The organism is Microbacterium sp. NPDC055599, assembly GCF_053618975.1.
In genome coordinates this window covers 21904-48224 of sequence record NZ_JBSHIM010000016.1, presented here as the reverse complement: position 1 = coordinate 48224, position 26321 = coordinate 21904, and the positions used below count along the sequence as shown (strand labels likewise).

The 26321-nt window shown below is 71.6% G+C and carries 26 protein-coding genes; 10 read left to right on the top strand and 16 right to left on the bottom strand.

Annotated features, from left to right (window positions below; genetic code table 11):
- Positions 1 to 82: 82 nt before the first annotated feature.
- Genes ACWGQ1_RS15220 through ACWGQ1_RS15210 form a run of 3 tightly spaced genes read left to right on the top strand, consistent with a single transcriptional unit; the run spans position 83 to position 3026 of the window.
- Positions 83 to 1189 (top strand): ABC transporter substrate-binding protein, encoded by a 1107-nt coding sequence (locus ACWGQ1_RS15220; RefSeq protein WP_452313242.1) that lies wholly within the window; start codon positions 83 to 85, stop codon positions 1187 to 1189.
- The gene (locus tag ACWGQ1_RS15215; RefSeq protein WP_452313241.1) at positions 1186 to 2259 is read left to right on the top strand and encodes an iron chelate uptake ABC transporter family permease subunit; all 1074 of its coding nucleotides are present in this window, start codon (positions 1186 to 1188) and stop codon (positions 2257 to 2259) included. The genes ACWGQ1_RS15220 and ACWGQ1_RS15215 overlap by 4 nt, the downstream gene beginning before the upstream one ends.
- A complete protein-coding gene (locus ACWGQ1_RS15210) occupies positions 2259 to 3026 on the top strand; it encodes a heme ABC transporter ATP-binding protein (RefSeq protein ID WP_452313240.1) in 768 nt (255 codons plus the stop codon). Before ACWGQ1_RS15215 ends, ACWGQ1_RS15210 begins: the two co-directional genes overlap by 1 nt.
- Here ACWGQ1_RS15210 and ACWGQ1_RS15205 read toward each other — a convergent pair.
- Positions 3023 to 3391, bottom strand: a complete 369-nt coding sequence (locus tag ACWGQ1_RS15205; protein ID WP_136032839.1) for a sterol carrier family protein — start codon at positions 3389 to 3391, stop codon at positions 3023 to 3025. The genes ACWGQ1_RS15210 and ACWGQ1_RS15205 overlap by 4 nt on opposite strands.
- A gap of 54 nt (positions 3392 to 3445) precedes the next feature.
- Between ACWGQ1_RS15205 and ACWGQ1_RS15200 the strand changes: the two genes are divergently transcribed.
- The 4 genes from ACWGQ1_RS15200 (at position 3446) to ACWGQ1_RS15185 (ending at position 7335) form a co-directional block, all read left to right on the top strand.
- Positions 3446 to 4120 (top strand): NUDIX hydrolase, encoded by a 675-nt coding sequence (locus ACWGQ1_RS15200; protein ID WP_136037306.1) that lies wholly within the window; start codon positions 3446 to 3448, stop codon positions 4118 to 4120.
- A 48-nt stretch (positions 4121 to 4168) separates the two neighbouring features.
- A complete protein-coding gene (gene purD / locus ACWGQ1_RS15195; protein WP_136037307.1) occupies positions 4169 to 5446 on the top strand; it encodes a phosphoribosylamine--glycine ligase in 1278 nt (425 codons plus the stop codon).
- Between the two features lie 105 nt (positions 5447 to 5551).
- A complete protein-coding gene (locus tag ACWGQ1_RS15190) occupies positions 5552 to 6031 on the top strand; it encodes a winged helix-turn-helix transcriptional regulator (protein ID WP_452313239.1) in 480 nt (159 codons plus the stop codon).
- Positions 6028 to 7335, top strand: a complete 1308-nt coding sequence (locus ACWGQ1_RS15185) for an MFS transporter (RefSeq protein WP_452313238.1) — start codon at positions 6028 to 6030, stop codon at positions 7333 to 7335. Before ACWGQ1_RS15190 ends, ACWGQ1_RS15185 begins: the two co-directional genes overlap by 4 nt.
- 36 nt (positions 7336 to 7371) lie before the next feature.
- On the opposite strand, the gene ACWGQ1_RS15180 is transcribed toward ACWGQ1_RS15185, so the two are convergent.
- From ACWGQ1_RS15180 to ACWGQ1_RS15150, 7 genes are all read right to left on the bottom strand, one after another.
- Positions 7372 to 8100, bottom strand: coding sequence for an amino acid ABC transporter ATP-binding protein (locus ACWGQ1_RS15180; protein WP_136032829.1), 729 nt, complete (start codon positions 8098 to 8100; stop codon positions 7372 to 7374).
- Entirely contained in the window at positions 8097 to 9575 is a 1479-nt protein-coding gene (locus ACWGQ1_RS15175; RefSeq protein WP_136032827.1) for an amino acid ABC transporter substrate-binding protein/permease, read from the bottom strand. The genes ACWGQ1_RS15180 and ACWGQ1_RS15175 overlap by 4 nt, the downstream gene beginning before the upstream one ends.
- A gap of 120 nt (positions 9576 to 9695) precedes the next feature.
- Positions 9696 to 10781, bottom strand: coding sequence for an ABC transporter ATP-binding protein (locus ACWGQ1_RS15170; RefSeq protein WP_136037309.1), 1086 nt, complete (start codon positions 10779 to 10781; stop codon positions 9696 to 9698).
- A 2-nt stretch (positions 10782 to 10783) separates the two neighbouring features.
- The gene (locus tag ACWGQ1_RS15165; RefSeq protein ID WP_136037310.1) at positions 10784 to 11677 is read right to left on the bottom strand and encodes a carbohydrate ABC transporter permease; all 894 of its coding nucleotides are present in this window, start codon (positions 11675 to 11677) and stop codon (positions 10784 to 10786) included.
- The gene (locus ACWGQ1_RS15160) at positions 11670 to 12596 is read right to left on the bottom strand and encodes a carbohydrate ABC transporter permease (protein WP_136037311.1); all 927 of its coding nucleotides are present in this window, start codon (positions 12594 to 12596) and stop codon (positions 11670 to 11672) included. The genes ACWGQ1_RS15165 and ACWGQ1_RS15160 overlap by 8 nt, the downstream gene beginning before the upstream one ends.
- Before the next feature lie 10 nt (positions 12597 to 12606).
- Entirely contained in the window at positions 12607 to 13938 is a 1332-nt protein-coding gene (locus ACWGQ1_RS15155) for a sugar ABC transporter substrate-binding protein (RefSeq protein WP_136037312.1), read from the bottom strand.
- A 75-nt stretch (positions 13939 to 14013) separates the two neighbouring features.
- A complete protein-coding gene (locus ACWGQ1_RS15150) occupies positions 14014 to 15042 on the bottom strand; it encodes a Gfo/Idh/MocA family oxidoreductase (RefSeq protein ID WP_452313237.1) in 1029 nt (342 codons plus the stop codon).
- A 134-nt stretch (positions 15043 to 15176) separates the two neighbouring features.
- Here ACWGQ1_RS15150 and ACWGQ1_RS15145 point away from each other — a divergent pair, with 134 nt between their 5' ends.
- On the top strand, positions 15177 to 16394 hold the full coding sequence (locus tag ACWGQ1_RS15145) for an ROK family protein (protein ID WP_136045569.1): 1218 nt from the start codon (positions 15177 to 15179) through the stop codon (positions 16392 to 16394).
- 33 nt (positions 16395 to 16427) lie between these two features.
- On the opposite strand, the gene ACWGQ1_RS15140 is transcribed toward ACWGQ1_RS15145, so the two are convergent.
- From ACWGQ1_RS15140 to ACWGQ1_RS15120, 5 genes are all read right to left on the bottom strand, one after another.
- Positions 16428 to 16664: a DUF2442 domain-containing protein gene (locus ACWGQ1_RS15140; RefSeq protein ID WP_452313236.1), complete on the bottom strand. Its 237-nt coding sequence runs from the start codon at positions 16662 to 16664 to the stop codon at positions 16428 to 16430.
- Entirely contained in the window at positions 16645 to 16881 is a 237-nt protein-coding gene (locus ACWGQ1_RS15135) for a DUF4160 domain-containing protein (RefSeq protein ID WP_452313235.1), read from the bottom strand. The genes ACWGQ1_RS15140 and ACWGQ1_RS15135 overlap by 20 nt, the downstream gene beginning before the upstream one ends.
- 116 nt (positions 16882 to 16997) lie before the next feature.
- Positions 16998 to 18545, bottom strand: coding sequence for a DHA2 family efflux MFS transporter permease subunit (locus ACWGQ1_RS15130; RefSeq protein ID WP_136032822.1), 1548 nt, complete (start codon positions 18543 to 18545; stop codon positions 16998 to 17000).
- Entirely contained in the window at positions 18542 to 19168 is a 627-nt protein-coding gene (locus ACWGQ1_RS15125) for a PadR family transcriptional regulator (RefSeq protein ID WP_136036709.1), read from the bottom strand. The genes ACWGQ1_RS15130 and ACWGQ1_RS15125 overlap by 4 nt, the downstream gene beginning before the upstream one ends.
- Positions 19169 to 19255: 87 nt before the next feature.
- Positions 19256 to 19468, bottom strand: coding sequence for a hypervirulence associated TUDOR domain-containing protein (locus ACWGQ1_RS15120; protein WP_136032818.1), 213 nt, complete (start codon positions 19466 to 19468; stop codon positions 19256 to 19258).
- 104 nt (positions 19469 to 19572) lie between these two features.
- Here ACWGQ1_RS15120 and ACWGQ1_RS15115 point away from each other — a divergent pair, with 104 nt between their 5' ends.
- Together ACWGQ1_RS15115 and ACWGQ1_RS15110 are read left to right on the top strand one after the other, a co-directional pair.
- A complete protein-coding gene (locus tag ACWGQ1_RS15115; protein WP_452313234.1) occupies positions 19573 to 20448 on the top strand; it encodes a phosphoribosylaminoimidazolesuccinocarboxamide synthase in 876 nt (291 codons plus the stop codon).
- A gap of 148 nt (positions 20449 to 20596) precedes the next feature.
- Entirely contained in the window at positions 20597 to 21952 is a 1356-nt protein-coding gene (locus ACWGQ1_RS15110; RefSeq protein ID WP_136032815.1) for a uracil-xanthine permease family protein, read from the top strand.
- Between the two features lie 279 nt (positions 21953 to 22231).
- On the opposite strand, the gene ACWGQ1_RS15105 is transcribed toward ACWGQ1_RS15110, so the two are convergent.
- From ACWGQ1_RS15105 to ACWGQ1_RS15095, 3 genes are read right to left on the bottom strand one after another with little or no spacing between them, the layout of a single operon-like run.
- Positions 22232 to 23944 (bottom strand): ATP-binding protein, encoded by a 1713-nt coding sequence (locus ACWGQ1_RS15105; protein WP_452313233.1) that lies wholly within the window; start codon positions 23942 to 23944, stop codon positions 22232 to 22234.
- Positions 23941 to 25521, bottom strand: a complete 1581-nt coding sequence (locus ACWGQ1_RS15100; RefSeq protein WP_452313232.1) for a carboxyltransferase domain-containing protein — start codon at positions 25519 to 25521, stop codon at positions 23941 to 23943. The genes ACWGQ1_RS15105 and ACWGQ1_RS15100 overlap by 4 nt, the downstream gene beginning before the upstream one ends.
- Positions 25521 to 26321, bottom strand: coding sequence for a putative hydro-lyase (locus ACWGQ1_RS15095; protein ID WP_136036120.1), 801 nt, complete (start codon positions 26319 to 26321; stop codon positions 25521 to 25523). Before ACWGQ1_RS15095 ends, ACWGQ1_RS15100 begins: the two co-directional genes overlap by 1 nt.

The following is a 26321-nucleotide window of genomic DNA, read 5'->3' as shown; positions in this document are numbered from 1 at the left end:
TTAGGCTCAGCTAAGTAAGCCGTCGATCCCGAGCGTAGGGCGCTCGCCACGACAGCGTCAAGTTTTAGGATAGCCTTGCCTAATGCGACGCCTCTCCGCCCTCGTCCTGGCTGCCGCTCTCGCCGTCGGACTCGCCGCCTGCGCCGACCCCGACGCCACCGCCGCAGCCCCGCCGGCCGTCGACGACACCTGCCCTCAGGCCTCGGTCCCCCTCACCGAGCTCGACCTCGTGGACGACGTCCGCACCGCCACGGGTCCCGCGACCGCCTGCCTCGCCAGCCACGCGATCACCCCGGTCGACGACCGCACCGCGCCCCAGCTGCCCGTGACGGTGACCGACAGCGAGGGTCGGACGGTCGAGGTGACCGACGTCGACCGCATCCTCCCGATCGACATCTCCGGCACGATCGCGTCCACGGTGTTCGCGCTCGGCCTCGGCGACCAGGTGGTCGGCCGTGACTCCTCGACCCTGTTCCCCGGCACCGAGGAGCTGCCCGTGGTCACGAAGACCGGCCACACGCTCAACCCCGAGGCGATCCTCGGGCTCGCTCCCACCGTCATCCTCACCGACACCACGATCGGCCCGAAGGAAGTCCGCCAGCAGCTCCGGGACGCCGGGATCGCGGTCGTCGTCATCTCGGGCGACCGTCGCCTCGACACCACCGATGCGCTCGTCACCGAGATCGCCGCCGCGCTCGGGGTGCCCAGCCGCGGCGCCAAGCTGATCGAGCGCCTCGATGCGCGGGTGGCGTCCGTGCTCGGCGAGATCGCGCAGGTGACCCCGGCCGCACCGGAGGACCGCGCCCGCATGCTGTTCCTCTACGTGCGCGGCAGCGCCAACGTCTACTACATCTTCGGCGCGGACTCGGGGGCGGACTCGCTCATCGATGCGGTCGGCGGTGTCGACGTCGCCTCCGAGATCGGCTGGGAGGGCATGAAGCCGATGACCGCGGAGGCCCTGGTCGCCGCGCAGCCGGACGTGCTCGTCATGATGACCGACGGCCTGGAGTCCGTGGGAGGCATCGACGGGCTGATCGAACGGATCCCCGCCGTGGCACAGACCCCGGCCGGGGCGAACCGCCGGGTGATCGACATGGCCGACGCGGAGATCCTGAGCTTCGGTCCCCGGTCGGCCGACGTGATCGGCGCCCTCGCCCGCGCGCTGTACACCGCCGAGCCGCCCCAGTGAGCGGCGAGGTCGTCACCCCCACGCCGTCGCGGCACCGCGGACTGCGCTTCGGGCTGGTCGTCACGGGGGTCCTCGTCGCCCTCGCCGTCACGTGCGTCGTCTCGATCACCAGCGGTCAGTACGACCTGTCGCCCACGGCGTTGCTGGGCGTGCTGCTGCGGGGCCTCGGCATCGACACCGCCTGGGCGCCGGACGCCGCCACGGACTACGGCGTGATCTACACCCTGCGACTGCCGCGCCTGGTGCTCGGCCTGCTCGTGGGCGCCGCGCTCGCGGTGTCCGGCGTGCTCATGCAGGCGATCTTCGGCAACCCCCTCGCCGACGCGGGCGTGGTGGGCGTCTCGTCGGGCGCGGCGCTCGGTGCGGCGGCCAGCATCACGTTCGGCCTCGCCACGTTCGACATGTGGACCACCCCCGCGTTCGCGTTCCTGGGCGGGCTGGTCGCGGTCTTCTCCGTGTACCTCCTCAGCCGCTCGGGCGGCCGCACCGAGGTCGTGACCCTGCTGCTCACCGGCATCGCCATCAACGCGATCGCCGGGGCGGGAATGGCGTTCTTCACCTTCCTCGGCACCACGTCGACGCGCGAGCAGATCGTGTTCTGGCAGCTCGGGTCGCTCAACGGGGCCCTCTGGTCGAACATCCAGCTCGTGGCGCCGCTCGTCGCGATCGGCGTCGTGGTCGCCCTGATCGTCGCGCCGAGCCTCGACCTTTTCGCCCTCGGCGAGCGCACCGCCCGGCACCTCGGCGTGCGCGTCGAGCTGCTGCGCCTCGTGGTCATCGTGACCGTCGCGCTGCTGGTGTGCGCCGCGGTCGCGTTCGCCGGGATCATCGGTTTCGCCGGCCTCGTCGTGCCGCACCTCATGCGCATGATGATCGGACCCGCACACCTGCCCCTCGTGATCGCCTCGGCCCTCGGCGGCGCGCTGCTCATCGCGGTCGCCGACCTCGTCGCCCGCACGGCCGTTCCCCTGGCCGACCTTCCGATCGGCATGATCACCTCCCTCGTGGGCGGGCCGTTCTTCCTCTGGCTGCTGGTGCGCACGCGCCGTCGCTCGGGAGGGTGGGCGTGATGCCGCGGCTGCGGGGCACCGGACTCACGGTGCGCGTGGGCGAGGGACGCACCATCCTCCACGACGCCTCGATCGACGTGCACGCGGGCGAGGTGCACGCGCTCGTCGGACCGAACGGCGCGGGCAAGTCCACCCTGTTCGGCGTGCTGGCGGGCGATGTCGCCCCGGCCTCCGGGGAGGTGCTCCTCGACGGCCGCCCGCTGCGAGACCTGCGGCCGCGTGCCCTCGCGCAGCAGCGGGCCGTGCTGCTGCAGGAGAACACGGTCACCTTCCCGTTCACCGCGGAACAGGTCGTGCGCATGGGCCGCACTCCGTGGGCGCGCACCCCCGCGGTCGACGACGACCGGATCGTCGCGGACGCCATGACGCAGACCGAGGTCACGGCGCTCGGGCCCCGCGCGGTGCCCTCCCTCTCCGGCGGCGAGCGCGCCCGCGTGGCCCTGGCCCGGGTGATCGCCCAGAGCACCGGCGTGCTGCTGCTGGACGAGCCCACCGCGGCCCTCGACCTCAAGCACCACGAAGACGTCATGCGGCTCCTCCGCGCCCGCGCCGCCGAGGGGGCCGCGGTGGCCATCGTGCTGCACGACCTGAATGCCGCGCTCGCGCACGCCGACCGCGTGACCCTGCTCGCGGACGGCCGCGTCACCGCCGGCGGAACCCCGGCCGAGGTGCTCACGGCCTCCCGGATCGAGCAGGTCTACGGGCAACCCGTCGACGTGTTCCCCCACCCGGCCACGGGCGTGCCCCTCGTGGTCGCGCGACGCTAGGGCCGCAGCGGCAGCACCCCGGCGAGGTCGGCCCTGGTGCCGGAGGCGTGCACCCGACCGGACTCGGCCGCGGCGGTCCAGGCCTCGGCGCCCGTGGCGACCGCGATCCAGGTCGCCGCGTCCATCTCCACGACGTTCGGCGGGGTGCCCCGGGTGTGCCGCGGGCCCTGGATCACCTGCACGGCCCCGAACGGCGGCACCCGCACCTCGACGCTGTTGCCCGGTGCCTTCTCGTCGAGCAGCTGCAGCAGATACCGCACCGCGGTCGCGAGCGACGTGCGCGGGGGCCTCTCGCCCGCCGCCTCCGCCGCCCGGACGGCGTCGAGCGCCGCACGACCGTCGATGATGTCGATCTTCCTCGCCATGGCTCCACCCTAGAACCGCGGCCCCCGCACCCGGCCGCGGCCTAAGCTCGGGGTATGAGCATGCACCCCCAGGGCGCGCGCGCCGAGCTGCTCGCCGCCGCCACGGATCACACCTGGGGCGTGCCGATCCCGCCGCTCGCCGACCCGCGCACCGCGCACGACGCCGCCGTGCTCATCCTGTTCGGCGTGCTCGACCGCACCCCGGCCCCCGCCGCCGACGCCGCCGTCTCGCGCGACCTCGATGTGCTGCTGCAGCGCCGCGCCCCCACGCTGTCGTCCCACCCCGGGCAGGTGTCGTTCCCCGGTGGTCGCGTCGAGCCGACCGACGCGGATGCCGTGGCCACCGCGCTGCGCGAGGCCGAGGAGGAGACGGGACTCGACCCCGCGGGGGTCGAGGTGCTGTCGACCCTCCCGGTCATCCCGCTCGCCGCGAGCAACCACCTCGTCACGCCCGTGCTCGCGTGGTGGCAGTCGCCGTCGCGGGTCGTCGCCGTCGATCATGCGGAGACCGTCGAGGTGTTCCGCGTGCCGGTGGCCCAGCTGCTCGACCCCGCGACCCGGTTCACCTCGACGCTGTCGCGGATGGGCCGCACGTTCCGCGGCCCGGCGTTCGACGTGGACGGCACCATCGTGTGGGGGTTCACGGCCATGGTGCTCGATGCCCTGTTCGACGCCACCGGCTGGACGGTCCCGTGGGATGCGACCGTGGAGCGGCCCATCGAGCTGTGACGCGCGGACGGCCGAAACCCGTCGTACCGGCCTCGGTAGGCTGGACGGGTGAAGATCCTCGTCCTCGGTTCCGGTGCCCGTGAGCACGCGATCATCCTCGCCCTCCGCGCAGAGGAGGTGGAGCACGAGATCGTCGTCGCCCCGGGCAACGCCGGCATCGCGCACGACGCGACGCCCGTGTCGGTCGACCCGCTCGACGCGGCAGCGGTCACGGCGTTCGCGAACGAGCACGCGGTCGACCTCGTCGTGATCGGGCCGGAGGCGCCGCTGGTCGCCGGTGTCGCCGACGAGCTCCGCGAGCGCGGCATCCCCGTGTTCGGACCGGGCAGGGCCGCGGCGCAGCTGGAGGGGTCGAAGTCGTTCGCCAAGCGGGTCATGGACGCCGCGGGCGTGCCGACCGGGCGGGCCGTGCGTGCCGCGACGACCGCTGAGGTCGAGGCCGCGTTCGACGACCTGGGCGCCCCGTACGTGGTCAAGGCCGACGGGCTCGCCGCGGGCAAGGGCGTGATCGTGACGGACGACCGCGCCGAGGCGCTCGCGCACGCCGCGCAGTACCTTCCCGCCGGGCCCGTGCTCGTGGAGGAGTTCCTGTCCGGTCCCGAGGTGTCGCTGTTCTTCCTGAGCGACGGCGACACCGTGCGGGCGCTCAGCCCCGCGCAGGACTTCAAGCGGGCGTTCGACGGCGACGCCGGCCCCAACACGGGCGGCATGGGCGCGTACTCCCCGCTGCCGTGGCTCGCGGAGCAGTTCGGCAGCGAGCAGGCCTTCGTCGAGGAGGTCACGCGCGACGTGGCGCTCCCCGTGGTCCGGCAGCTCGACGCGGAGGGCACGCCGTTCATCGGGCTGCTGTACGCCGGGCTCATCCTCACCCCGAACGGCGTGCGGGTGATCGAGTTCAACGCGCGCTTCGGCGACCCCGAGACGCAGGTCGTGCTGCCGCGGCTGCAGACCCCGCTGTCGCAGTTGCTGTTCGCCGCGGCCTCGGGCACGCTCGAGGATCAGCCGGAGCCGGAGTTCCGTGACGACGCCGCCATCACCGTGGTGCTCGCGAGCGAGGGCTACCCGGAGTCGCCGCAGACCGGCCGTCCGATCGAGGGCCTGGACGCGGCGGCCGAGGTCGAGGGTGTGCGCCTGGTGCACGCCGCGACCGCGAGCCCCGACGCGCCCGGAGGCTCCCTCATCGCCACGGGCGGCCGCGTGCTGAACGTGGTCGCCGTCGCCCCGGACTTCCGCACGGCGCGCGACCGCGCATACGACGCGATCGGGCGCATCCGACTCGAGGGCGCGCACTTCCGCAGCGACATCGCCGCCCGCGTCGCCGAGTAGCGCGCGGCCCGGCGGGAGGGAGCGTTCGCGACAGGGGTCGCGCGAATCCTGCCGTTCTGCGGGGACCGGCTTGACACCGCTGACTTTCTTCAAGAAAGTGACGGCATGCCCCTCCGTTCCGACTGGTCGTCCGCGACGTGCCCGATCGCCCGCTCGGCCGACGTGCTCGCCGACCCCTGGGTCCTGCTCCTGCTGCGCGAACTGTTCTCCGGCCGCACCCGCTTCGACGAGCTGCGCGCGGCCACGGGTGCCGCCGACTCCGTGCTGTCGCGCCGGCTCACCGCCATGCACGACGCCGGGCTCCTGACCCGCGAAGACCCGAGCGAGGCTCGCAGCGGCTACCGCCTGACCGATGCCGGACTCGCGACGCTGCCCATCCTCCACGCGTACGCCCGCTTCAGCCGCACGACCGACCCGGACGGCCCCTGGGGGCTCGAGGTCTCGTGCGCGCGCTGCGGTGACACCGCCGTCTCCGTGGACTGGTGCGCACACTGCGGCGCCCCGCTCGACGCGCACAGCACCCGGTGGGCCCGGCGCAGCATGGGCGGCGAGCCGTTCGCGCTGCACACCGGGGCGAACGCATGACCGCCGAGTCCGTCGACGAGCCCGTACAGGACCCACCCGCACGCCGTCGCCGCCTCCACCCCGCCTGGACGGTCGCGCTCGTCGCCCTCATCGCCCTGATCGGCGCCGCGGGGTTCCGGGCGGCGCCGGGCGTGCTCATGGTGCCGCTGGAGGAGGAGTTCGGCTGGACGACGGCCGAGCTGTCGCTCGCGGTCTCCGTCAACCTGCTGCTGTACGGGCTGATTGCCCCCTTCGCGGCCGCGCTCATGCAACGGTTCGGCATCCGCGCGGTCACCGTCACCGCCCTGTTCGTGATCGGTGCGGGCGCCGCGCTGAGCGTGCTCGTCGCCACCCCCGCGCAGCTCATCCTCACGTGGGGCGTGCTGATCGGACTCGGCACCGGGTCGATGGCGCTCGTGTTCGCCGCGACCATCACCGACACCTGGTTCGCGACGCGCCGCGGTCTCGTGTCCGGCGTGCTCACCGCGGGCAGCGCCACCGGACAGCTGATCTTCCTCCCGGTCATCGCGGCCGCGGCGGCGGACATCGGCTGGCGAGGGGCGTCGTTCATCATCGCGGGCGGCGCGCTCGCGGTCGCGCCCCTGGTGTGGATCTTCGTGCGCAACCGCCCGAGCGACCTCGGCGTCGGACGGTACGGCGAGCCCGCGCCCGCCTCCCCACCGGCACCCCTGCCCCGGGGCAACGCCTGGGGTGCCGCCGCCCTCGCCATCCGCACGCTCCGCGAGGCCGCCCGCACCAAGACGTTCTGGGCCCTCGCGATCGGCTTCGCGATCTGCGGCGCGACCACCAACGGCCTGATCGGCACGCACTTCATCCCCAGCGCGCACGACCACGGCATGCCGACCACGACCGCCGCCGGACTCCTGGCCGTGGTCGGGATCTTCGACATCGCGGGCACCGTGTTCTCCGGCTGGCTGACCGACCGCGTCAACCCGCGCATCCTGCTCGCCGCGTACTACGCCCTGCGCGGGGTGAGCCTGCTGTTCCTGCCCAGCCTGCTGTCGGCCGAGGTGCAGCCCAGCATCATCGTGTTCATCGTGATCTACGGCCTCGACTGGGTCGCCACGGTGCCGCCGACGATCGCGCTGTGCCGCGAGGTGTTCGGCGACCGCGGCCCGCTGGTGTTCGGCTGGGTGTTCGCCGCCCATCAGATCGGTGCGGGCATCGCCTCGATCCTCGCGGGGCTCGTGCGCGACCACACCGGTCAGTACACGGTCGCGTGGTTCGCCGCGGCCGGCCTCTGCGCCGTCGCGGCGCTGGTCAGCGCGACCATCCGTCGCCACCCCGCACCCGTCCGCGAGTAGCCCGCTCCTTCCGCGGAACGACGCGGATGCGTACGGTCAGAGCACCTTCGACAGGAAGTCCTGCAGGCGCTCGTTCTTGGGGGAGCCGAACAGCTCGGCCGGCGCAGCCTCCTCGACCACGACACCGCCGTCCATGAACACCGTGCGGTCGGACACCTCGCGCGCGAAACCCATCTCGTGCGTGACCAGCACCATGGTCATGCCGCCCTCGGCCAGGTCGCGGATCACCTGCAGCACTTCGCCGACCATCTCCGGGTCGAGCGCGCTGGTGGCCTCGTCGAACAGCATGATCTCGGGGTCCATCGCGAGCGCACGGGCGATGGCGACCCGCTGCTTCTGGCCGCCGGAGAGCGAGGCGGGCTTGGCGTCCGCCTTCTCCGACAGTCCCACGCGCTCCAGCAGCGATAGCGCCCGCTCGCGCGCCTGGGCCTTGGTCATGCGGCCGAGCTCGACCGGCGCGAGGGTGATGTTCTCCAGCACGGTCATGTGCGGGAACAGGTTGAAGTGCTGGAAGACCATGCCGATGCGCTGGCGCACCTCGTCGAGCTTGACGCTCTTGTCGGTGAGGTCGACCCCGTCGATGACGACGTGCCCCGAGGTCGGCTCCTCGAGCTTGTTGAGGCAGCGCAGCAGCGTGGACTTGCCCGAGCCGGAGGGCCCGATCACCGCGACGACCTCGCCGTCGTCGACCGTGAGGTCGATGCCCTTCAGGACCTCGTTGTCGCCGAACGACTTGTGCAGGTTCCTGACGTCGATCTTGCTCATGCGTTGAGCGTCCTCTCCAGGCGGTTCGCGAGCAGCGTCAGCAGCGTGATCACGACGAAGTAGATGATGGCGACGATAGTGAGCACCTGCGCCGACAGGTAGGTGGAGGCGATGATCTGGCGCGACACGAAGGTCAGCTCCGCGAGGCCGATCACGCTGATGAGCGAGGTGTCCTTGAGGGTGATGATGCCCTGGTTCACGAACGAGGGGATCATGATGCGGAACGCCTGCGGCAGCACGACCTTGCGCATCGTCTTCCAGTGGCTCAGGCCCAGCGAACGCGAGGCCTCGGCCTGACCGGGGTCGACCGCCTGGATGCCGCCGCGGATGATCTCGGTCATGTACGCACCGGTGTTGAGCGACAGGGTGATCGCGCCGGCCACGAACGGGTCGAACTTCAGGTCGGGGATCAGCTGCGGGATCGCGAAGAAGACGAAGAACGCCTGGATCAGGATCGGGGTGCCGCGGAACACGTACACGTAGGCCGTGGCGACCCAGCGGAACGGCGCGAACTTCGAGATGCGCCCGAAGCCGAAGATGATGCCGAGGATGAAGGCCGCGACCACCGCGACGATCGTGGCGAGGATCGTGAGCCACAGACCCTGCATGAGCGCGGGCCAGTACTTCACCGCCACCGAGATGATGTCGGTGGGCTGCGCGCTCGGCTCGCCCTCACCCGAGGCGAGGTACGTGTCGACGATCTCGTCGTACTCGCCCGAGTCCTGGAGGTTCGCGAGCCCCGCGTTGAACATCTCCAGCAGCTCGGCGTTCTGCCCCTTGTTGACCGCGAAGCCGTACTCGCCGCCGAGCTCCGGGTCGCCGATCAGCCGGAAGCCCGACCCCTGCTGGATGCCGTACGCGAGCACCGGGAAGTCCTCGAAGTAGCCGACCGCCTGCCCGGCCTTCACAGCGTCGACCATGTCGGTCGTGTCCTGGTACGGCGTGATGCGGAAGCCGTACTTCTCCTGGTTCTCCTCGGCGAAGGTCTGGCCCTGCGTGCCGGTCTTGACCGCGACCGCCTTGCCGTCGAGGTCGTCGAGCGACTCGATGTCGCTGGACTCCAGCACCCCCAGCTGCACCCCGCTGGTGAAGTACGGATCGCTGAAGTCGAACGTCTGCTGGCGCTCCTCGGTGATCGACATGCCGGCCATCACCGCGTCGACCTGGTTGGACTGGAGGGCCTGCACGGCGGCGTCGAAGCCCAGCTGGCGGATCTCGACCTCGAAGCCCTGGTCCTTCGCGATCGCGCGCAGCAGGTCCATGTCGATGCCGACGAGCTCGCCGTTCGCGTCCGTGAACTCGAACGGGGCGAACGTGGTGTCGGTGCCGATCACGTAGGTCTCGCCCTCGGCCGCGGCGGGCGCGGCTCCGGCGAGGAGCGCCCCGGCGGCGACGAGCGCGGCGAGCGCGGACGCGGTCGCCGTCCGGGCGAAGCGGCGCAGGCGGCGCGCCGTGGAGGATGGATTTCGGCTCACGTCGAGTGCTCCTCGGAGGTTCGGATGGGGCGACCCGGCGGCCGCCGACCATCCACCCTAACCCTGTGAACCCGCTGAACCGGAACGCGGGAGTCCGCGGAACCCGCGCGAGGAACCGGCTCACGACACGGCGAGGCGCCTGCCGGTCCCGGGGTCGAAGCAGTGCAGACGTGCGCGGGTCAGGTCGACCACCACCGCGTCGCCGACACCGTAGGAGCCGAACCCGGGCACGCGCACGAGGAACTCGACGTCGCCGATCGTGAGGTGCACGTCGGAGACGTTGCCGAGCGGTTCCACCGCGACGACGGTGCCGTGCGGCTGCTCGCCGGCCAGGGGGCGCCGCAGGTCGCACTCCTCGGGGCGCAGGCCGACGCGGATCTCGTCGGGCAGCACGCCCGACTCCACGCCGAACGCGGTGCCGGGGAGCACGTGCCTGCCGCGCTCGCCCCGCTTCGCCGTGAACAGGTTCATGCGCGGCTTGCCCACGAACGACGCCACGAACTCGGTCGCCGGCTCGTGGTACACCTCGTACGGGCTGCCGTACTGCTCCAGCCGTCCGCGGCTCATCACGGCGATCCGGTCGGAGAGCGTCATGGCCTCCTCCTGGTCGTGCGTGACGTAGACGCTGGTCGCGCCGAGCTCGCGGTGCAGCACCTTGAGCTCGCTGCGGGTCTGGTCGCGCAGCAGCGCGTCGAGGTTCGACAGCGGCTCGTCGAACAGGAACACCGCGGGGCGCCGGGCGATGGCGCGGGCGAGGGCGACGCGCTGCCGCTGTCCACCCGACAGGCTCTTGGGCTTCACGTCGAGCACGTGGGCGATGTCGAGCCGTCGGGCGGCGTCGCGCACCCGGCGGTCGATCTCGTCCTTGGCGACCTTGCGCATGCGCAGCCCGAACGCGATGTTCTCGTAGACGCTCATGTGCGGATACAGCGCGTAGTCCTGGAACACGAACGCCAGGTCGCGCTTGTCGGGGTCGAGGTCGTCGACCCGCCGCCCGTCGATGAGGATCTCCCCGCCCGAGATGTCCTCCAGTCCGGCGATCATGTTGAGCGTGGTGGTCTTGCCGCAGCCGGAGGGACCGAGCAGCGAGACGAAGTGCCCGTCCTCGATCACGTAGCTGAGGTCGAAGACCGCCTTGCGGGCCTCGTGCCCGCGCCTCGGGCGTCCGTACGACTTCTCGACGCCCACCAGTTCGATCTGTGCCATGATCAGCCTTTCACCGCACCCTCGGTCATACCGCGGATGATCCATTTCTGTGCCACGAGGGTGAGGATCAGGACCGGGATGGCCGTGATCACTCCCGCCGTCGCCGCGGACGTGTAGTCCATCGCGAACAGCCCCTGGAACGCCGCGGTCTTCACCGGCAGGGTCACGGCGTTGTTCGACGTCAGCACCTTCGCCAGGAAGAAGTCGCTCCAGCTGGTGATGAACGCCAGGATCGCGGTCGCCGCCATGCCGGGCGCGGCGAGCGGGAAGGCGATCCGGTACATGATCTGGAACCGGTTGCACCCGTCGATGCGGGCGGCGCGTTCCAGGCTCGGCGGGATGTCCTCGAAGAACCCGACCAGCATCCAGATCACGAGCGGCAGGATGAACGCCGTGTACGTCGCGATCAGCCCGAGCAGCTGGTCGTAGAGGCCGACCGAGCGCAGCAGGATGAACAGGGGCACCGCGAGCACGATCACGGGGATCGCCTGCACGGTCATCATGCTCAGCAGCAGGGGCTGGCGACCGCGGAACTTGAAGCGGGCGATCGCGTAGGCGCAGGCCGCGCCCACGGTCATGCAGATGATCGTGGTGGAGATGCCGACGATCGCGGAGTTCGCCATCGGGGTGAGGAAGCTGCCGTCCGACAGCAGGCGCACGTAGGACTCCACGGTCAGCAGGGACGGCGACAGGTCGGGGGTGCGGCCCTGCAGCGCGCTCGACGGATACACGCTGAACACGAACATCCACAGGAACGGCGCCAGGAAGAACGCCATCACGAGCACGAGCAGCACCGCGCACACGACGGCCGTGAGGCGGCGGCGTCCGCGTCGCGACACCCGGCGCCCGCGCGGGCGGGCGGTGGTGACGAGGGCGGTGGTGGTCAGGTCAGGCATGCGCCTCTCCCCTCTTGCGACGGAACCCGCCGAACAGCAGGATCCAGAACACGGCCACCACGAGCACGAGGATCATGATCCCGACCGCCATCGCCGAGCCGTAGCCGCGGTCCAGGTTGCTGAAGTTCACCAGGTACGCGAGGAAGTTGATGGTGGTGGTGCCCTCGGCCGGGCCGCCGGAGCCGCCCGTGAGCACGTAGATGGTGTCGAACACCTTGAGCGACCACATCGACTGCACGATCAGCGCGAACATCAGGGCGCCGCGCATGTTGGGCAGGGTGATGCGCCAGAAGGCCCGCCACGGTCCCGCGCCGTCGATCGCCGCCGCCCGGTACAGGTTCGACGGGATGCCCTGCAGCGCCGCGAGCATCAGCAGGCACAGGAACGGCAGCAGCTTCCACATCTCCGCGAACACCAGGATGTTCATCGCGAGCGCGGGGTCGGACAGCCACTGCACGTTCTCCTCCGTGAGACCGAGTCCGCGCAGGATCGTGTTGGCGATGCCGGTGCTGCCGTCGAAGATCAGCTTCCACATGATGCCGTTCACCACGGGCGGCACGGCCCACGGCACGAGCAGCAGCACCCGGGCGAGCGTGCGTCCGCGGAACTCCCGGTTCAGCAGCACCGCAATCGCCACGGCCAGCGCGACCCCGCCGATCACGGTGATCACCGAGAAGTACGCCGTGCGCTCCATCGCCCGGTGCACCGCGGGGTCGGTCAGCAGCTGCCCGTAGTTCTCCAGCCCGATGAAGGGGTGCTCCATGCCCAGCTTGTCGTTCCACTGGTGGAACGACATGAACACGGCGTAGCCCATCGGGTAGCCGAGCAGCATCGCGATGATCAGCACCGCCGGCGCGATCAGCAGGAGGCCGAAACGCAGATCCCGCCGGCGGCTCCTCTCCAGGAGGTTGACGCCCATTCCCCGATCCCTACTTCAGGTACTTCTTCACGAGGTCCTCCGCCGTCTTCTGCGCCGACTCCAGCGCCTCCTTGGGGGAGGTCTTGCCGTTCATGGCGTTGATGAGCTGCACGGAGAGCGCCTGGTCGAGCTCGTTCGACCAGGGCGTGCCGTAGCGCTTGGTGACGTACTCGGTGGACTGCTCGTAGGTGGACAGGATGGGCAGCGCCTCCCGCGCGGCGGGCTCGGCCAGCACCGTCTGCGAGACGGGGAACCAGCCCTCCTTCTCGACGATGTCGGTCTGCACCTTCCCGGTGGTGACGAACTGCAGCCACGCCAGGGCCGCTTCCTTATTCTTCGAGAACTTGCTGATCGCGAAGCCCTCGGAGCCGTCGATCGACGCCGACCGCACCGACATGCCGGGGAGCAGGCCGTTGCCCACCGTCGCGGCCGAGGTCGCGGCGCCGGCGGCCGTGGCGACCGCGTACTGGAACGGCCAGTTGAACACCATGCCGGTGCTGCCGCGGGCGAAGAGGTCGGCGAGGTCGGACGCGTTGGTTATCTGCAGCGAGGAGGGGTCCATCACCTTGTGCACCTGCAGCAGCTCGACCATCTTCGACAGCGCCTCGACGCCCGCGTCACTCGCGAAGGTGGGCTTGTAGTCGGCGTCGTAGAACTCCCCGCCGTTGAGCAGCAGCGCGCGCAGGAAGTTCTGGTACGCGCCGGCGGGGTTGCCCATGTCGCACGCGTAGCCGTACTGCCCGCCGCCGGTGAGGGCCTTGGCCGCCGCGACGAACTCGTCCCAGTTCGCCGGGCCCGTCTCGGGGTCGAGCCCGGCCCCCGCGAACAGGTCCTTGTTCCAGAACATGGTCTGCGCGCTGACGAACTTCGGCAGGCCGTACACCTTGCCCCGCCACGACACCGCGTCGAGCGCCGGCTGGATGAGGTCGTCCGGCACGGCGGAGGGGTCGAGCTCCTCCAGCCATCCGGCCTGCCCGAACTCGGCCGACCAGCCGGCCCACGTCATCACGACGTCGAACGACGAGTCCTGCGCCGCGAACATCGTGGCCATCTTGTCGTGCAGGTCGTTGAAGTTGCCCTGCTGGTAGGTGACCACCTTGATGCCGGTCTGCTTCTCGAACTCGGCGATGGCCCAGTCCTTGAAGATGCCGTTGGTGTTGTCGTCGAGGATGCTGATCTGGCCGGAGGGCTTCCCGGAACCGGCCGTGAGCGGTCCGGTGCTCTGCTGCCCTCCGCCTCCGGGGGTGCAGCTCGCCAGGGCCATGGCCCCGACGGCGAGGCCACCGAGCTGGAAGATCTGACGCCGGGAGAAGCCCCGGCTCATCGACGGTGATGCGTTCATTTCCTTGCTCCTTCGTGCAGTTCCGGACGGGTGTCGCGTGGTTTCGGGTCTCGCGGTGGTGCAGGTGAAGCGGGGTCAGACGGAGATGGAGACGACGTCGCCGGTCTCGAGGGCGGTGTGCACCGCCTCGATCGCGGCGGTGATGAGGAGGCCGTCGCGGGCGTCCGGCACGTCGACGGGCTCCCCGCGGAGGAGGCGGACGAAGTCGCCGACCATGTCGATGGGCACCCCGTGGATGCGGCCGGCGCGCTCATGCACGGCCGACTGCACGAGCTGCCCGCGCTGCGCGTCGTAGACGATCACACCGTCGTCGGCGCCGTCGATGTGCACGACCTGACCGGCGGACTGGATCTCGTAGCGGAAGTCGAACACCGACGGCATCGACTCGGGCAGCACCCACGACGAGTTGAGCGCGACGTGCGAGCCGTCGGCCATCGTGAACACGGCGTTGACGCGGTCCCACGTGTCGATGCCGGCCTCGGTGAGGCGGTCGCGCGCGCCGACCGCATACACCGATACCGGGTGCGTGCGGCCGATCCAGCACGCGAGGTCGAGCGAGTGCGGCATGAGGAACCACGCGGGCGAGCTCTTCGAGGACCACGACAGCATCTCGGTCGGCACGAAGATCGTGTCGTTGAGGTTGATGATCTGGGCGCTGATCCTCGGGTCTCCGTCGGCGCCGAGACGGGTGCGCACCGCCGAGTACCGCACGTTCCAGCGGTTCTCGAAGCCGACCATGACGCGCACCCCGGCGGCGTCGGCGGCTTCGAGGATCGCCCGCGCGTCGTCGACCTCGGTGGCCAGCGGCTTCTCGATCATCAGGTCGAGACCGGCCTGGGCGCAGAGCACCGCCGCCTCGCGGTGGGCGAAGTCGGGGGTCGCGATCACGACGCCGTCGAGGTCGGGGTGGGCGGCGAGCAGCTCCTCGGTGCTCGCATAGCCCGGAACGCCCAGCTGCGCGCCCATCGCGGACAGCACGCCGGGGCTGCGGTCGCAGATCGCGACGAGCTCGGACTGGGGGTTCTCCTGCAGCGCTCTGGCGAACATGCCGCCGCGGATCCCGCCGCCGATGACTCCGACTCGTGCCGACCTGCTGTGGTTCACTGCCTACCCCGCTTCGTCATGGATGCCCGCGCGCCGCGAGGTATGTATGACACTAAACCATACATTCTTCCTTGTAAACTGATCCGCAGACGGAGCCATCGCCGCCACCCGTCGCGACCGGAAAGGCAGGTGCCATGGCACCGTCAGGCAAACCGCAGGCCGACCTGGTGTTCTCCGACCAGAGCTCGCGCCGTCCGCTCATCACCACGAGCGCGATCGGAGCCGCGAACCGCCGCCGCGTGCTGGAGACCCTGCACCGCCTCGGCCCCTCCAGCCGCGCGCAACTGGCCCGCTCGCTCGGCGTGAACCGAGCCACGATCGCCACGATCCTGCAGCCCCTGCTCGACTCCGCCACCCTCGTCGAAGGCGACCCCGTCGCGCCGTCCGAGGCCGGAGGCAAGCCGGCCCGACCGCTCTGGTTCCGCGGCGACGGCCCGTGGCTCGGCGCCGTGCACCTCTCCCCCGACTTCGTCGTGGCCGCCCGCATCGCTTTCGACGGCACGATCCACGAGATGCACCACGCGGCGTATAGCCGCGACGCGTCGACCGACGAGATCACCGCGTGCCTGCACCAGGTGACCGACGGCTGCTTCGCGGGAGAAGCCCTCGTCGGCATCGGCGTCGCCGCGGCGGGCATGGTCGACACCAGCACGGGCAGCGTCATCTCGATGCACCTCACCCCTGGGCTCAACGGGCTCCCGGTCGTCGCGCTGCTGGAGAAGCGCTTCGGCGCCACCACCCTCGTCGACCACCACCCGCGCGTCCAGGCACTGGGCGACCGGTGGTTCGGGCTGGGGCGGGAGATCCAGGACTTCGCATCCGTGTACACCGGTGAGGCGCTGGGCTTCGGGATCGTGCACGGCGGCGAGGTGCTCCGCGGCGAGAACGGTGCCGGGGGCGAGTCCGGCCACACCATCGTGCAGCTCGACGGCGACGAGTGCCGGTGCGGACGGCGCGGCTGCTGGGAGACGGTCGCCACGCTGGGCTGGCTGCGCGACCGGGCCGCGGCCGACGGCCTCCCGCACGCCGACACCCTCGACTCCCGCAGCCTCGCCGCCCTCGTGGCGGACGGCTCGGACGACGCCGCGGCGCTGCTCGACCTGTACGCCCGCAATCTCGCGATCGGCATCGCGAACAACGAGCAGATCCTCGCGCCAGGGCACTACATCATGCACGGCGACGCCTGCACGGGCGGCGAGGCGCTGCGCACGGCCCTGCAGACCTGGGTCACCCGGCTGGCACCCGAGCGCGGACAGCCGCCGACGGTGTTCTTCGCGGAGGACCCGGATCAGATCACGCTGCTCGGGGGCGCCGGGCTCGTGCTGTCCTCGGTCTTCAGCACCCAGGCCTGACCCCGGGCACCGGGTCGGGGGAGGGCTGGACCCTCAGCGTCCTCGGAGCAGAGCAGCGATCGAGATGTCCTCGTCGAGCTGCGGCCAGTGGATGCCCTCACCCGCGCCGATCAGACGCCAGTCCGCCCGCTGTGCATCGCTCGCCTCCGCGAGCCGAGGGAACCAACTCACGGGCGCACTGATCGTGCGTCCGTCCCTCATCCGCACCCGCAGCTCCCCCTGACCGATCCCGACATCGACCGCGACGGCGTCATCCACCGAAGTACTCATGCCAGGCCTCCTCGATCCTGTCCCGTCGAGCCTCGACGAGGCGGGTGATCCGTCGCAGTTCACGCCCATCGAACCGCGTATCCGCCGCCGATTTTACCGGCCGCAGCCAGAACTTGGCAGTGAACTCCGCCCGCTCGACGTGTACGTGCGGAGGCTCCGATCCCTCGTTGCTGTAGAAGAAGAACCGGTACCCGCGCACCCGCATCACCGTCGGCATGCAGCGACGCTATGGCGACCCCCGCCCGTCGAGCTGCGCTCACTCACGCGGCACCCACGACCAGTGCATATCTCCTCGTCAGCCGGGTCGGGGGAGGGCTGGACCCTCCCCCCGGCTCACGCGGGAGGGGCGGGGGCCGCGGTGGCCGGAGCCGCCGCGTCGTCACGGTCGTAGCGACCGAGGAACAGCGCGGCCACGAGCGCGACGACGATCACGGCCGCGGGCAGCAGCAGCGCCTGCGCCATACCCGCCGCGAAGCCCTCCGCCACCTGCGGCGGCAGTGACCCGCCCCCGCTGATGCCCGCCGGCGCGTCCGACAGTCCGGGCAGGTTCGCCTCCAGCCGCGACTGCATGAACGCGGCGATCGACGCCGAACCGATCACCGAGCCGATCGTCCTGGTCGTGTTGTAGATGCCCGCGCCGGCACCGGCCTGCCGCGGCGGCAGCTTGCGCGTGGCCGTGGTCGCGAGCGGACCCCACATGCCCGCGTTGCCGATGCCCATCAGGGCAGACGGCAGCAGGAACATCAGGATCGGGGTGTCCATGGTCGTCAGCGCCGAGTACCAGAGCAGCGCCCCACCCACGCAGAGCAGTCCGGGGATGAGGATGACCCGGGGGTCGACGCGGTCGAGGATCTTGCCGGCCACGGGAGCCAGCACTCCCGACAGCACCGCCATCGGGATGAGCAGCATGGCCGCCTCTGTCGGGGTGAGCCCGCGGGCCGTCTGCAGGAAGAACATCATCGGCAGCGACATGCTGGTGACCGTGAAGCCGACCGCGGCGATCGCGACGTTCGCGCCCGAGAAGTTGCGGTCGCGGAACAGCCCGAGCGGCACGAGCGGCTCACTCCGGGTGCGGGCCTGCTGCACGATGAACAGCGCCAGCACCACGACGCCCGCAATGATCAGGCTCCACACCGAGATCGGACCCCAGATCACACCCCAGTCGAACTTCTCGCCCTCCTGCAGCCCGAACACGATCAGGAACAGGGCCACGGCGCTCAGCACGACACCGACGAGGTCGAAGCGGTGCGGGTGCGTCTTCAGCCTCGGCACCAGGATCCACGCGAGCACGAACGCCACGACACCCACGGGCAGGTTCACGAAGAAGATCCACTCCCAGCCGAGGCCGTCCACCAGCAGGCCGCCGGCCAGCGGGCCGACGAGCGTGGCCACGCCGGCTGTCGCCCCCCACAGCCCCATCGCCGCACCGCGTCGCTCGGGCGGGAAGGTGCGCGTGATGACGGCCATGGTCTGCGGGGTCATGAAGGCGGCGCCGAGACCCTGCACGGCACGCGCCGCGATCAGGCCCTCGAGCGTGGTGGACAGCCCGCACCACAGCGACGCGAGCGTGAACACCGCGAGCCCGATCAGGTAGATGTTCTTCGGGCCGAAGCGGTCACCGAGGCGTCCGGTGATCAACAGCGGCACCGCGTAGGCCAGCAGGTAGGCGCTGGTGACCCACACGACGTTGTCGAGGTTGTTGGTCTGCGGGTCGAGTGCGGCCTTGATGGCCGGGTTCGCGACCGACACGATCGTGGTGTCGACGAGGATCATGAAGAAGCCGATGACGAGCGCCCACAGGGCGGGCCACGGGCTCTTCGGCGCGTGACCGGCCGCGAACGGGCCGGTCTGAGGCCCTGCGGCCTGGCGGGATTCGGTCATTGCTGTGCAGCCTTTCGCTGAGCGCGGTAGCGGTCGGAGTCGTCGAAGGCGTCCGGCCCCCAGGGGAGATCGTCGCCGTCGAGGCGGGTGAGCAGGGAGTCGAGCCAGCGCAGCTCCGCGTCGAGCAGCGCCTCCTGTCGCTCGATCTCGACGAGGACCTGGGCGGGGACACCCTTGGTGCGGGCGCCGCGGAGCCCGTCATGGTGCAGCGCGTGCGAGTCCCGGAGGGCGGCGCGGCGGTCGTGGAGCAGCGCGACGACATCGGTGCGTTCGAGGTTGTGGGCCTCGGCGAGCGCGACCCGGGCGTCGACCTCGCGATCGATGCGGGGCAGGGCGCGACGCACCCAGGAGACCACCGTCTCGCGCCCCGCGTCGGTGAGCGTGTAGGTCGTGCGCTCCGGCCGCTTTCCGTCGCGGTCGGTCCCGACCTCGGCGAGCAGCCCCGCCCGCTGCAGCCGGGCGACCGTGTGGTACAGCGTGCCGTTGGTGACGGTGATGAGCCGATCGTCGTGCCGAGCGCGCAGCAGCCGGACCATCTCGTAGGGGTGCATGTCGCTCTCGCGCAGCAGCGCGAGCACCATCACGCCGAGCGGCGTGAGCGCGTCCACCGGGTCCTTCGCCATGTCCTCACCTCGATTAGTCCATGTGGACTATACGCCCGGTCAGGCTCCCGCGCCACGTCGCGCGCGGCGATACCGGTTCCGGGCGTCTCACCCCAGCCGACGCAGAGCGGAGCCCTTGTGCGCCGCACGATCGCCGCTCTTCTCCGACTCCACGAGATACGCCGGCTCCTCGTCCGAGGCGGTGAAGTGCTGCCCCGCGAACGTGAAGTCCTTCGTCCGCTTCTCGACCACCGTGCCGCGCGTGCGCCCCTGCGACGTGTTCCAGCTCACCCGATCGCCTTTCGCGAGATCCTTCGTCATACCCGCTCCCTTCGATGCGGCGATCCTCGCCCCGGGAGCACGCGGCCCGCGCTCCCCTTGACTTCTGTGCGGGCGCCGCCACGGGAGACCGGGATAATGGGCGGGTGAGCACACCCACGGCAGGCACCGCGCAGAGCATCCCCGGTTGGCGACACCTCTACTCCGGCAAGGTCCGCGACCTCTACGCCTCGGAGGACCCGGCCGACACCCGCATCCTCGTCGTCGCCTCCGACCGGGTGAGCGCCTTCGACGTGGTGCTGTCGCCCGGCATCACCGACAAGGGGGCCCTGCTCACCCGCCTCAGCCGCTGGTGGTTCGCCCAGCTCGACGTGCCGAACCACCTGGCCCCGGGCGAGCTGCCCGAGGAGGTCGCCGACCGCGCGATGCTCGCCCAGTCGCTGGAGATGCTCCCGATCGAGTGCGTCGTGCGCGGCTACATCACCGGCTCCGGCTGGGCCGAGTATCAGGAGCACGGCACGGTGTGCGGCATCGCCCTCCCGGACGGCCTGCACAACGGCGACCGGCTGCCCGAACCGCTGTTCACGCCCGCGTACAAGGCGCCGATGGGCGAGCACGACGAGAACATCACGTTCGACCGCGTCGTCGAGCTGGTCGGTGCCGAGCGAGCGGCCGAGCTGCGCGACACCTCCCTGGCCGTGTACGCGAAGGCGGCGGCGATCGCCGAGGAGCGGGGCCTGATCCTCGCCGACACCAAGTTCGAGTTCGGCACCGATGCCGACGGCACCCTGCGCCTCGCCGACGAGGTGCTCACCAGCGACTCCTCGCGGTACTGGGACGCCGAGGCCTGGCGCACCGGCACCACCCCGGCCGAGCGGATGGCGAGCTTCGACAAGCAGATCGTGCGCGACTGGCTCGCCGCGAACTGGGACAAGCAGGGCGAGCCGCCCGCGCTGCCCGACGAGGTCGTCGCCCGGACGACCGCGCGCTACCGCGAACTGATCGACCGCCTGGGCGCCTGAGCCGGACTACTCCACGCGTCGCACGTCGGTGCGGCTGACGTCGTCACCCGCGTAGAGGAGCGGCTGGCCGATCGGCGCTCAGGCAACACTCAGGAATCGGTAGTGTTTCTTCAGCACTCCCGCCACCCCCGAACCCTGAGGAGCCCGCATGGCCCTGTGGAAGCTGCACGGAAACGGACGCACGGTCGAGGCCGGCGCGGTCGTCCGTCCCGACGAGCGCCTGAGCTGGTCCGCCACCGTCGCGATCGGACTCCAGCACGTCGTCGCGATGTTCGGCGCCACCTTCCTCGTGCCGACGCTGACGGGCTTCCCGGTCTCGACGACCCTGCTGTTCAGCGGCCTCGGCACCCTCATCTTCCTGCTCATCACGAAGAACCAGCTGCCCAGCTACCTCGGCTCCTCGTTCGCGTTCATCGCCCCGATCACGGCCGCCGTCGCCGCGGGTGGCACCGGCTCGGCGCTCGCGGGCGTCGTCGCGGTCGGCGTGCTCCTCGCCGTCGTCGGGCTCGTCGTGCAGTTCGCCGGGCTGCGATGGGTCGACGCACTCATGCCCCCGGTCGTCGCGGGGGCCATCGTCGCCCTGATCGGCTTCAACCTCGCTCCCACCGCGTGGAGCAACTTCCAGCTCGACCCGGTGACCGCGACCATCACCCTCGTCGCGATCATCCTGTTCGCGGTGCTGTTCCGCGGCTTCCTCGGCCGCATCTCGATCTTCCTCGGCGTCGCGGTCGGCTTCATCTGGGCCGCGTTCACCGGCTCGTTCGACGTGCCCAACGCCCTCCGCGGCGGCAAGACACCGGCCGAGCTCATCGCCGAGGCACCCTGGGTCGGCCTGCCGCACTTCCAGCTCCCCGACTTCGTCGAGCCGGGCACGTGGTCGACCATCGCGATGTTCCTGCCGGTCGTGCTCGTGCTCATCGCCGAGAACGTCGGCCATGTGCGCGGCGTCGCGACCATGACCGAGGACCCGTCGATCAACAAGCACACCGGCCGCGCACTGATCGCCGACGGCGTCGCGACCACGATCGCGGGCGGCTTCGGCGGCTCGGGCACCACGACCTACGGCGAGAACATCGGCGTGATGGCCGCGACCCGCGTGTACTCGACCGCCGTCTACTGGGTGGCGGGCCTCTTCGCGATCCTGCTCGCGTTCTCCCCCAAGGTCGGCGAGGTGTTCAACTCGATCCCCGCCGGCGTGCTGGGCGGCGCGACCACGGCCCTGTACGGCCTGATCGGCATCATCGGCATCAAGATCTGGGTCGACAGCCGCGTGGACTTCTCGCGCCCGGTCAACCAGTACACGGCCGCGGTGTCGCTCGTGATCGGCATCGCCGGGTTCTCGATGCAGCTCGGCGACTTTGCGTTCGGCGGCATCGTGCTCGGCACCGTCGCGGCGCTGCTCATCTACCACCTGGGCAACCTGATCGCCCGCGCCCGCAAGACCGGCGCCGACGACCCGAAGCCCCTCGAGCCCGTCGGCCCCCTGGGCGGCGACCCCGCGTAACGCCCGGGGTCCCGTCCCGTCCCGTCCACTCTCGGGATCGAAAACGCACCTCCCCGACACGTCGGAGGTGCGTTTTCGCATTCCCACAGCGGGAGCAGTCCGGGGCGTGCGGGGTCGAGAACGGGCGTCCCGGGGGCGGGGGAGGTGCGTTTTTCGCACTCCCACGGGCAGGGGCGTGCCGGGCCACCGGTGCGGGATCGAAAAGGGGCGTTGCGGGGGTGCGGGAGGTGCGTTTTCGCACTCCGACGGGGCGCGGGCGGGACGGCCGGGCCGGACGGGTCAGGCGATCGTGGCGAGGACGGCGTCCGGCGCGACGGTCGCGCCGGTCTCCGCGCGGCGGGTGAGAGTGCCGGGGCGGTGCGCGGTGACCGTCGTCTCCATCTTCATCGCGTCGAGCACGGCCACCGGGTCGCCCGCCGCGACCTCCGCGCCGTCGTCGAGCAGCCATCGCACGAGCGTGCCCGGCGCGGGAGTCCGGAGCTCGGACGCGTCCGCCGCAGGCTCCGGTGCCGCCTCCGTCGCCGGACGGCCGATCCCCGCCAGCAGCTCCGCGGGCAGCCCGAGCACGACCCGGCGGCCATCGACCTCCACGGGGAACCGCTGCAGCCCGGACACCGGTGCGACCGCGGGTCGCGGCTGCGCGTCGAGCGCGGGCAGCAGCACCGTCTCTATCCACTGCGTGTGCACCCCGAAGGTGTCGGTCGCGAACGCGGGGTCGTCGATCGCGCGGAGGTCGAACGGGATCACGGTCGCCGGGCCGTCGACGGCGAGCTCGCGCAGCGCCCGGCGTGCTCGCACGAGGGCGGCCTCCCGGGTGTCCGCGTGCACGATGAGCTTGGCGATCAGGGAGTCGAACGCGGGCTGCACCACGTCGCCCGCCTCGATGCCGCTGTCCCATCGCACGCCGGGGCCGCCGGGGATGCGCAGCGCCTCGACCCGCCCCGGGCTGGGAAGGAACCCGCGACCGGGGTCTTCCGCGTTGATGCGGAACTCGAACGCGTGACCCGACGGCCGCGGGGTCTCGGTGAACGACGGACCCTCGCCGAACGCGATGCGGAACTGCTCGCGCACGAGGTCGGTGCCCGTGACCTCCTCCGTCACCGGATGCTCGACCTGGAGGCGCGTGTTGACCTCGAGGAACGAGATCGTGCCGTCGGCCGCGAGCAGGAACTCCACGGTGCCCGCCCCGCGGTACTGCACCTCGGCGCAGATCGCCCGCGCCGCCTCGTGGATCGCCGACCGCTGCTCCGGAGCGAGTGCGGGCACCGGTGCCTCCTCGATCAGCTTCTGGTTGCGCCGCTGCATCGAGCAGTCGCGATCGCCCACCACGACCACCCCGCCGCGGCCGTCGCCCAGCACCTGCACCTCGATGTGCCGGGGGCGCTCCAGGAACCGCTCCACGAAGCACTCGCCGCGACCGAACGCGGCCACGGCCTCCCGCGTCGCCGCCTCGAACGCCGCCGCCACCTCGGACAGCTCCCGCACGACCTTGAGGCCGCGGCCGCCCCCGCCGAACGCGGCCTTGATGGCGATCGGCAGCCCGTGCTCCTCGGCGAAGGCCACGGCCTCCTCCGGGCCGGAGAGCGGCTCGTCGGTGCCGGCCGCGAGGGGTGCGCCGACCCGCTGGGCGATGCGCCGCGCGGTCATCTTGTCGCCGAGGGCGTCGATGCTCTCCGGCGACGGGCCGATCCACACCAGGCCCGCGCCCTCGACAGCCCGCGCGAACGCCGCGCTCTCGGAGAGGAAGCCGTAGCCGGGGTGCACCGCGTCGGCCCCGCTGCGGCGCGCGGCGTCGATCAGCGCCTCGACCGACAGGTAGGTGCTCGCCGCCGTGTCACCGCCCAGGCCGACGGCCTCGTCGGCGAGCCGCACGTGCAGCGCATCCGCATCCTGATCGGCGTACACGGCGACCGACGTGTATCCGGCCTCGGCGCAGGCGCGGATCACGCGCACCGCGATCTCGCCGCGGTTGGCGATGAGCACACGGGTCATGGGGTCTCCTTCACGATGAAGCGCACGTGCACCCCCGGCGGGAGCTGCGCGGCGAGGTCGAGGCTGCGATCGGTGAGTGCGCCGATGATGGGGTAGCCGCCCGTGAGCGGATGATCGGGGAGGAACAGCACGGGCTGACCGTCCGGCGGCACCTGGATCGCGCCGGTCACCGCGCCCTCGCTGGGCAGCTCCCCGCCCACGGCACGCTCCAGCGGCACCTCGCCGTGCAGCCGGATGCCGACGCGGTCGGAGCGCGGCGTCACCGTCCACTCCTGACCGGTGAGCGCGGCGACCCCGGCCGCGGTGAACCAGTCGTCGCGCGGGCCGAGCGTGATCTCGAGCGCCACGGTGTCGCCCGGGGCGGGAAGGTCGCGCGGCAGGACGACCGGATCCACCGAGGTCACCGGGGCCGTGCCGATCGGCACGACATCGCCCGCCGCGAGGGGCTGCGGGCCGAGCCCGGCGAGGGTGTCGCTGGCGCGGCTGTCGAGCGCCGGGGCGACGTCGATCCCCCCGCGCACGGCGATCACGAAGCGCAGCCCGCGCTCGGGGTGACCGAGGGTGAGCTCGTCGCCGTCGACCGTGGCGAACGGTGCCCCGGGGGCGATGTCGCGCGGCACGCCGGCGGCGTCCGTGAGGGTGAGGACCCCGGTCGCTCCGGCCACCGCGGCCACCCCGGCTCCGTGGAACCGCAGCACCGCACCGCCCACGCACTCCAGGACGGCAGCGGCGGAGGGGTTGCCGACCGCGCGGTTGGCGTCGCGCAGGGCCACCCGGTCCGCGATGCCGGAGGCCGAGACGCCCAGGGCGGCATAGCCCGCGCGACCCTCGTCCTGCACGAGCAGCTGCAGCGACGAGCGCACGACCTCCACCGCGGGGGCTCCGGGAGCGCGCGGCCCCTGGGTCGCGGAGGCTTCTCCGCCGCGCGGATCCGTGCCGCCGGCGCTCTCGGCCGACGCGACGACCGCGGCCCGCTCGGCCCGCACGAACCGCACCCGCCGCCCGGGTGCGAACAGTGCGGGAGGCTCGCGGTCGATGTCCCACATGGCCAGGTCGGTGCGGCCGATCAGCTGCCAGCCGCCGGGGCTCTCGCGGGGGTACACGCCGCTGAAGGCTCCGGCGAGCGCGACCGAGCCCGCGGGCACGCGCGTGCGCGGCGACGAGCGGCGCGGCACGTCGAACAGCGCGTCGTCGCTCACCGCATAGCCGAAGCCGGGCGCGAAGCCCGAGAACGCGACCCGCCAGTCGGCCGCGAGGTGACGCGCGACGAGCTCTTCCGCCGACACCCCGAGCAGCGTCGCCGTCTCGTCGAGGTCTTCCCCGTCGTAGCGCACCGGCACCTCGACCTCGCCCGCATCGGGGAGCTCGGCGGCGTCGACCTCGGTCGCGGCGAGCACCCCGGCGAGCGCGGCGGCCGTGGTGCGCAGCGGGTCGTAGCGCACCAGCACCGTGCGCGCGCCGGGGATGCGCTCGACCACGCCGGGCACGCCGTCCCACGCGAGGTTGAGCCGCATGGCCTGTTCGAGGTCGTCCGCCTCGACCAGGAGCGCGCCGTCGGAGGCCGTGAGGATGCGCATCAGACCCGGTACTCCGCATCGGGCACGTCGGTCACGAACATGTACCCGGGGGCGTGCGTCACGGCGAACGGCGGCTTCGACGCCATGATCGCCGCCTGCGGGGTCACGCCGCAGGCCCAGAACACGGGGATCTCGCCGTCGCGCAGCTCGGGGGCGTCGCCGAAGTCCGGGGTCGACAGGTCGGTGATGCCCAGCGAGGCCGGGTCGCCGATGTGCACGGGTGCGCCGTGCACGGCCGGCGTGCGGGCGGAGATCTGCACGGCGTCGGCCACGCGGTCCGCGGGGATCGGGCGCATCGACACGACCATCTCGCCGCGCAGCCGTCCGGCCGGCGCGCAGTCCACGGCCGTGCGGTACATCGGCACGTTGCGCCCGAGCTCCTGGTGACGGATGGGGATGCCCGCCTCGACGAGACCGGTCTCGAACGTGAAGCTGCAGCCGATGAGGAACGCGACGAGGTCGGGCTGCTCGGCCCACGCGGCCGTCGCGTCGGTCACCTCCTCCGCGAGCTCGCCGTCGCGCCAGATGCGGTAACGGCCGATGTCGGTGCGGATGTCGCTGCCCGGCGCCAGCCGTGACTCCACCTGGCCCTGCTCGATCACCTCGAGCACGGGGCAGGGCTTCGGGTTGCGCTGCGCGTACAGCAGCGTCTCGAACGCCCAGTCGGCAGGCACGGCGATGAGGTTCGCCTGCGTCAGTCCCGGCGCGACGCCGCTGGTGGGCGCGGAGTGTCCCGCCCGGTGCGCGGCGCGGGCGGCGCGCGCAGCGGTGAGCTGGTCGGTGGTGGCGAGCACGGACAT

What these genes read in the sequence shown, in the direction of transcription:
- ACWGQ1_RS15095 (WP_136036120.1), bottom strand. Translation starts at nt 26,321, where the DNA reads ATGTCCGTGCTCGCCACCACCGACCAGCTCACCGCTGCGCGCGCCGCC.
- ACWGQ1_RS15130 (WP_136032822.1), bottom strand. Translation starts at nt 18,545, where the DNA reads ATGACCGAATCCCGCCAGGCCGCAGGGCCTCAGACCGGCCCGTTCGCG.
- ACWGQ1_RS15200 (WP_136037306.1), top strand. Translation starts at nt 3,446, where the DNA reads ATGAGCATGCACCCCCAGGGCGCGCGCGCCGAGCTGCTCGCCGCCGCC.
- ACWGQ1_RS15140 (WP_452313236.1), bottom strand. Translation starts at nt 16,664, where the DNA reads ATGAGTACTTCGGTGGATGACGCCGTCGCGGTCGATGTCGGGATCGGT.
- ACWGQ1_RS15120 (WP_136032818.1), bottom strand. Translation starts at nt 19,468, where the DNA reads ATGACGAAGGATCTCGCGAAAGGCGATCGGGTGAGCTGGAACACGTCG.
- ACWGQ1_RS15165 (WP_136037310.1), bottom strand. Translation starts at nt 11,677, where the DNA reads ATGCCTGACCTGACCACCACCGCCCTCGTCACCACCGCCCGCCCGCGC.
- ACWGQ1_RS15210 (WP_452313240.1), top strand. Translation starts at nt 2,259, where the DNA reads ATGCCGCGGCTGCGGGGCACCGGACTCACGGTGCGCGTGGGCGAGGGA.
- ACWGQ1_RS15220 (WP_452313242.1), top strand. Translation starts at nt 83, where the DNA reads ATGCGACGCCTCTCCGCCCTCGTCCTGGCTGCCGCTCTCGCCGTCGGA.
- ACWGQ1_RS15155 (WP_136037312.1), bottom strand. Translation starts at nt 13,938, where the DNA reads ATGAACGCATCACCGTCGATGAGCCGGGGCTTCTCCCGGCGTCAGATC.
- ACWGQ1_RS15100 (WP_452313232.1), bottom strand. Translation starts at nt 25,521, where the DNA reads ATGCGCATCCTCACGGCCTCCGACGGCGCGCTCCTGGTCGAGGCGGAC.
- ACWGQ1_RS15105 (WP_452313233.1), bottom strand. Translation starts at nt 23,944, where the DNA reads ATGACCCGTGTGCTCATCGCCAACCGCGGCGAGATCGCGGTGCGCGTG.
- ACWGQ1_RS15145 (WP_136045569.1), top strand. Translation starts at nt 15,177, where the DNA reads ATGGCACCGTCAGGCAAACCGCAGGCCGACCTGGTGTTCTCCGACCAG.
- ACWGQ1_RS15205 (WP_136032839.1), bottom strand. Translation starts at nt 3,391, where the DNA reads ATGGCGAGGAAGATCGACATCATCGACGGTCGTGCGGCGCTCGACGCC.
- ACWGQ1_RS15160 (WP_136037311.1), bottom strand. Translation starts at nt 12,596, where the DNA reads ATGGGCGTCAACCTCCTGGAGAGGAGCCGCCGGCGGGATCTGCGTTTC.
- ACWGQ1_RS15170 (WP_136037309.1), bottom strand. Translation starts at nt 10,781, where the DNA reads ATGGCACAGATCGAACTGGTGGGCGTCGAGAAGTCGTACGGACGCCCG.
- ACWGQ1_RS15125 (WP_136036709.1), bottom strand. Translation starts at nt 19,168, where the DNA reads ATGGCGAAGGACCCGGTGGACGCGCTCACGCCGCTCGGCGTGATGGTG.
- ACWGQ1_RS15110 (WP_136032815.1), top strand. Translation starts at nt 20,597, where the DNA reads ATGGCCCTGTGGAAGCTGCACGGAAACGGACGCACGGTCGAGGCCGGC.
- ACWGQ1_RS15135 (WP_452313235.1), bottom strand. Translation starts at nt 16,881, where the DNA reads ATGCCGACGGTGATGCGGGTGCGCGGGTACCGGTTCTTCTTCTACAGC.
- ACWGQ1_RS15190 (WP_452313239.1), top strand. Translation starts at nt 5,552, where the DNA reads ATGCCCCTCCGTTCCGACTGGTCGTCCGCGACGTGCCCGATCGCCCGC.
- ACWGQ1_RS15180 (WP_136032829.1), bottom strand. Translation starts at nt 8,100, where the DNA reads ATGAGCAAGATCGACGTCAGGAACCTGCACAAGTCGTTCGGCGACAAC.
- ACWGQ1_RS15185 (WP_452313238.1), top strand. Translation starts at nt 6,028, where the DNA reads ATGACCGCCGAGTCCGTCGACGAGCCCGTACAGGACCCACCCGCACGC.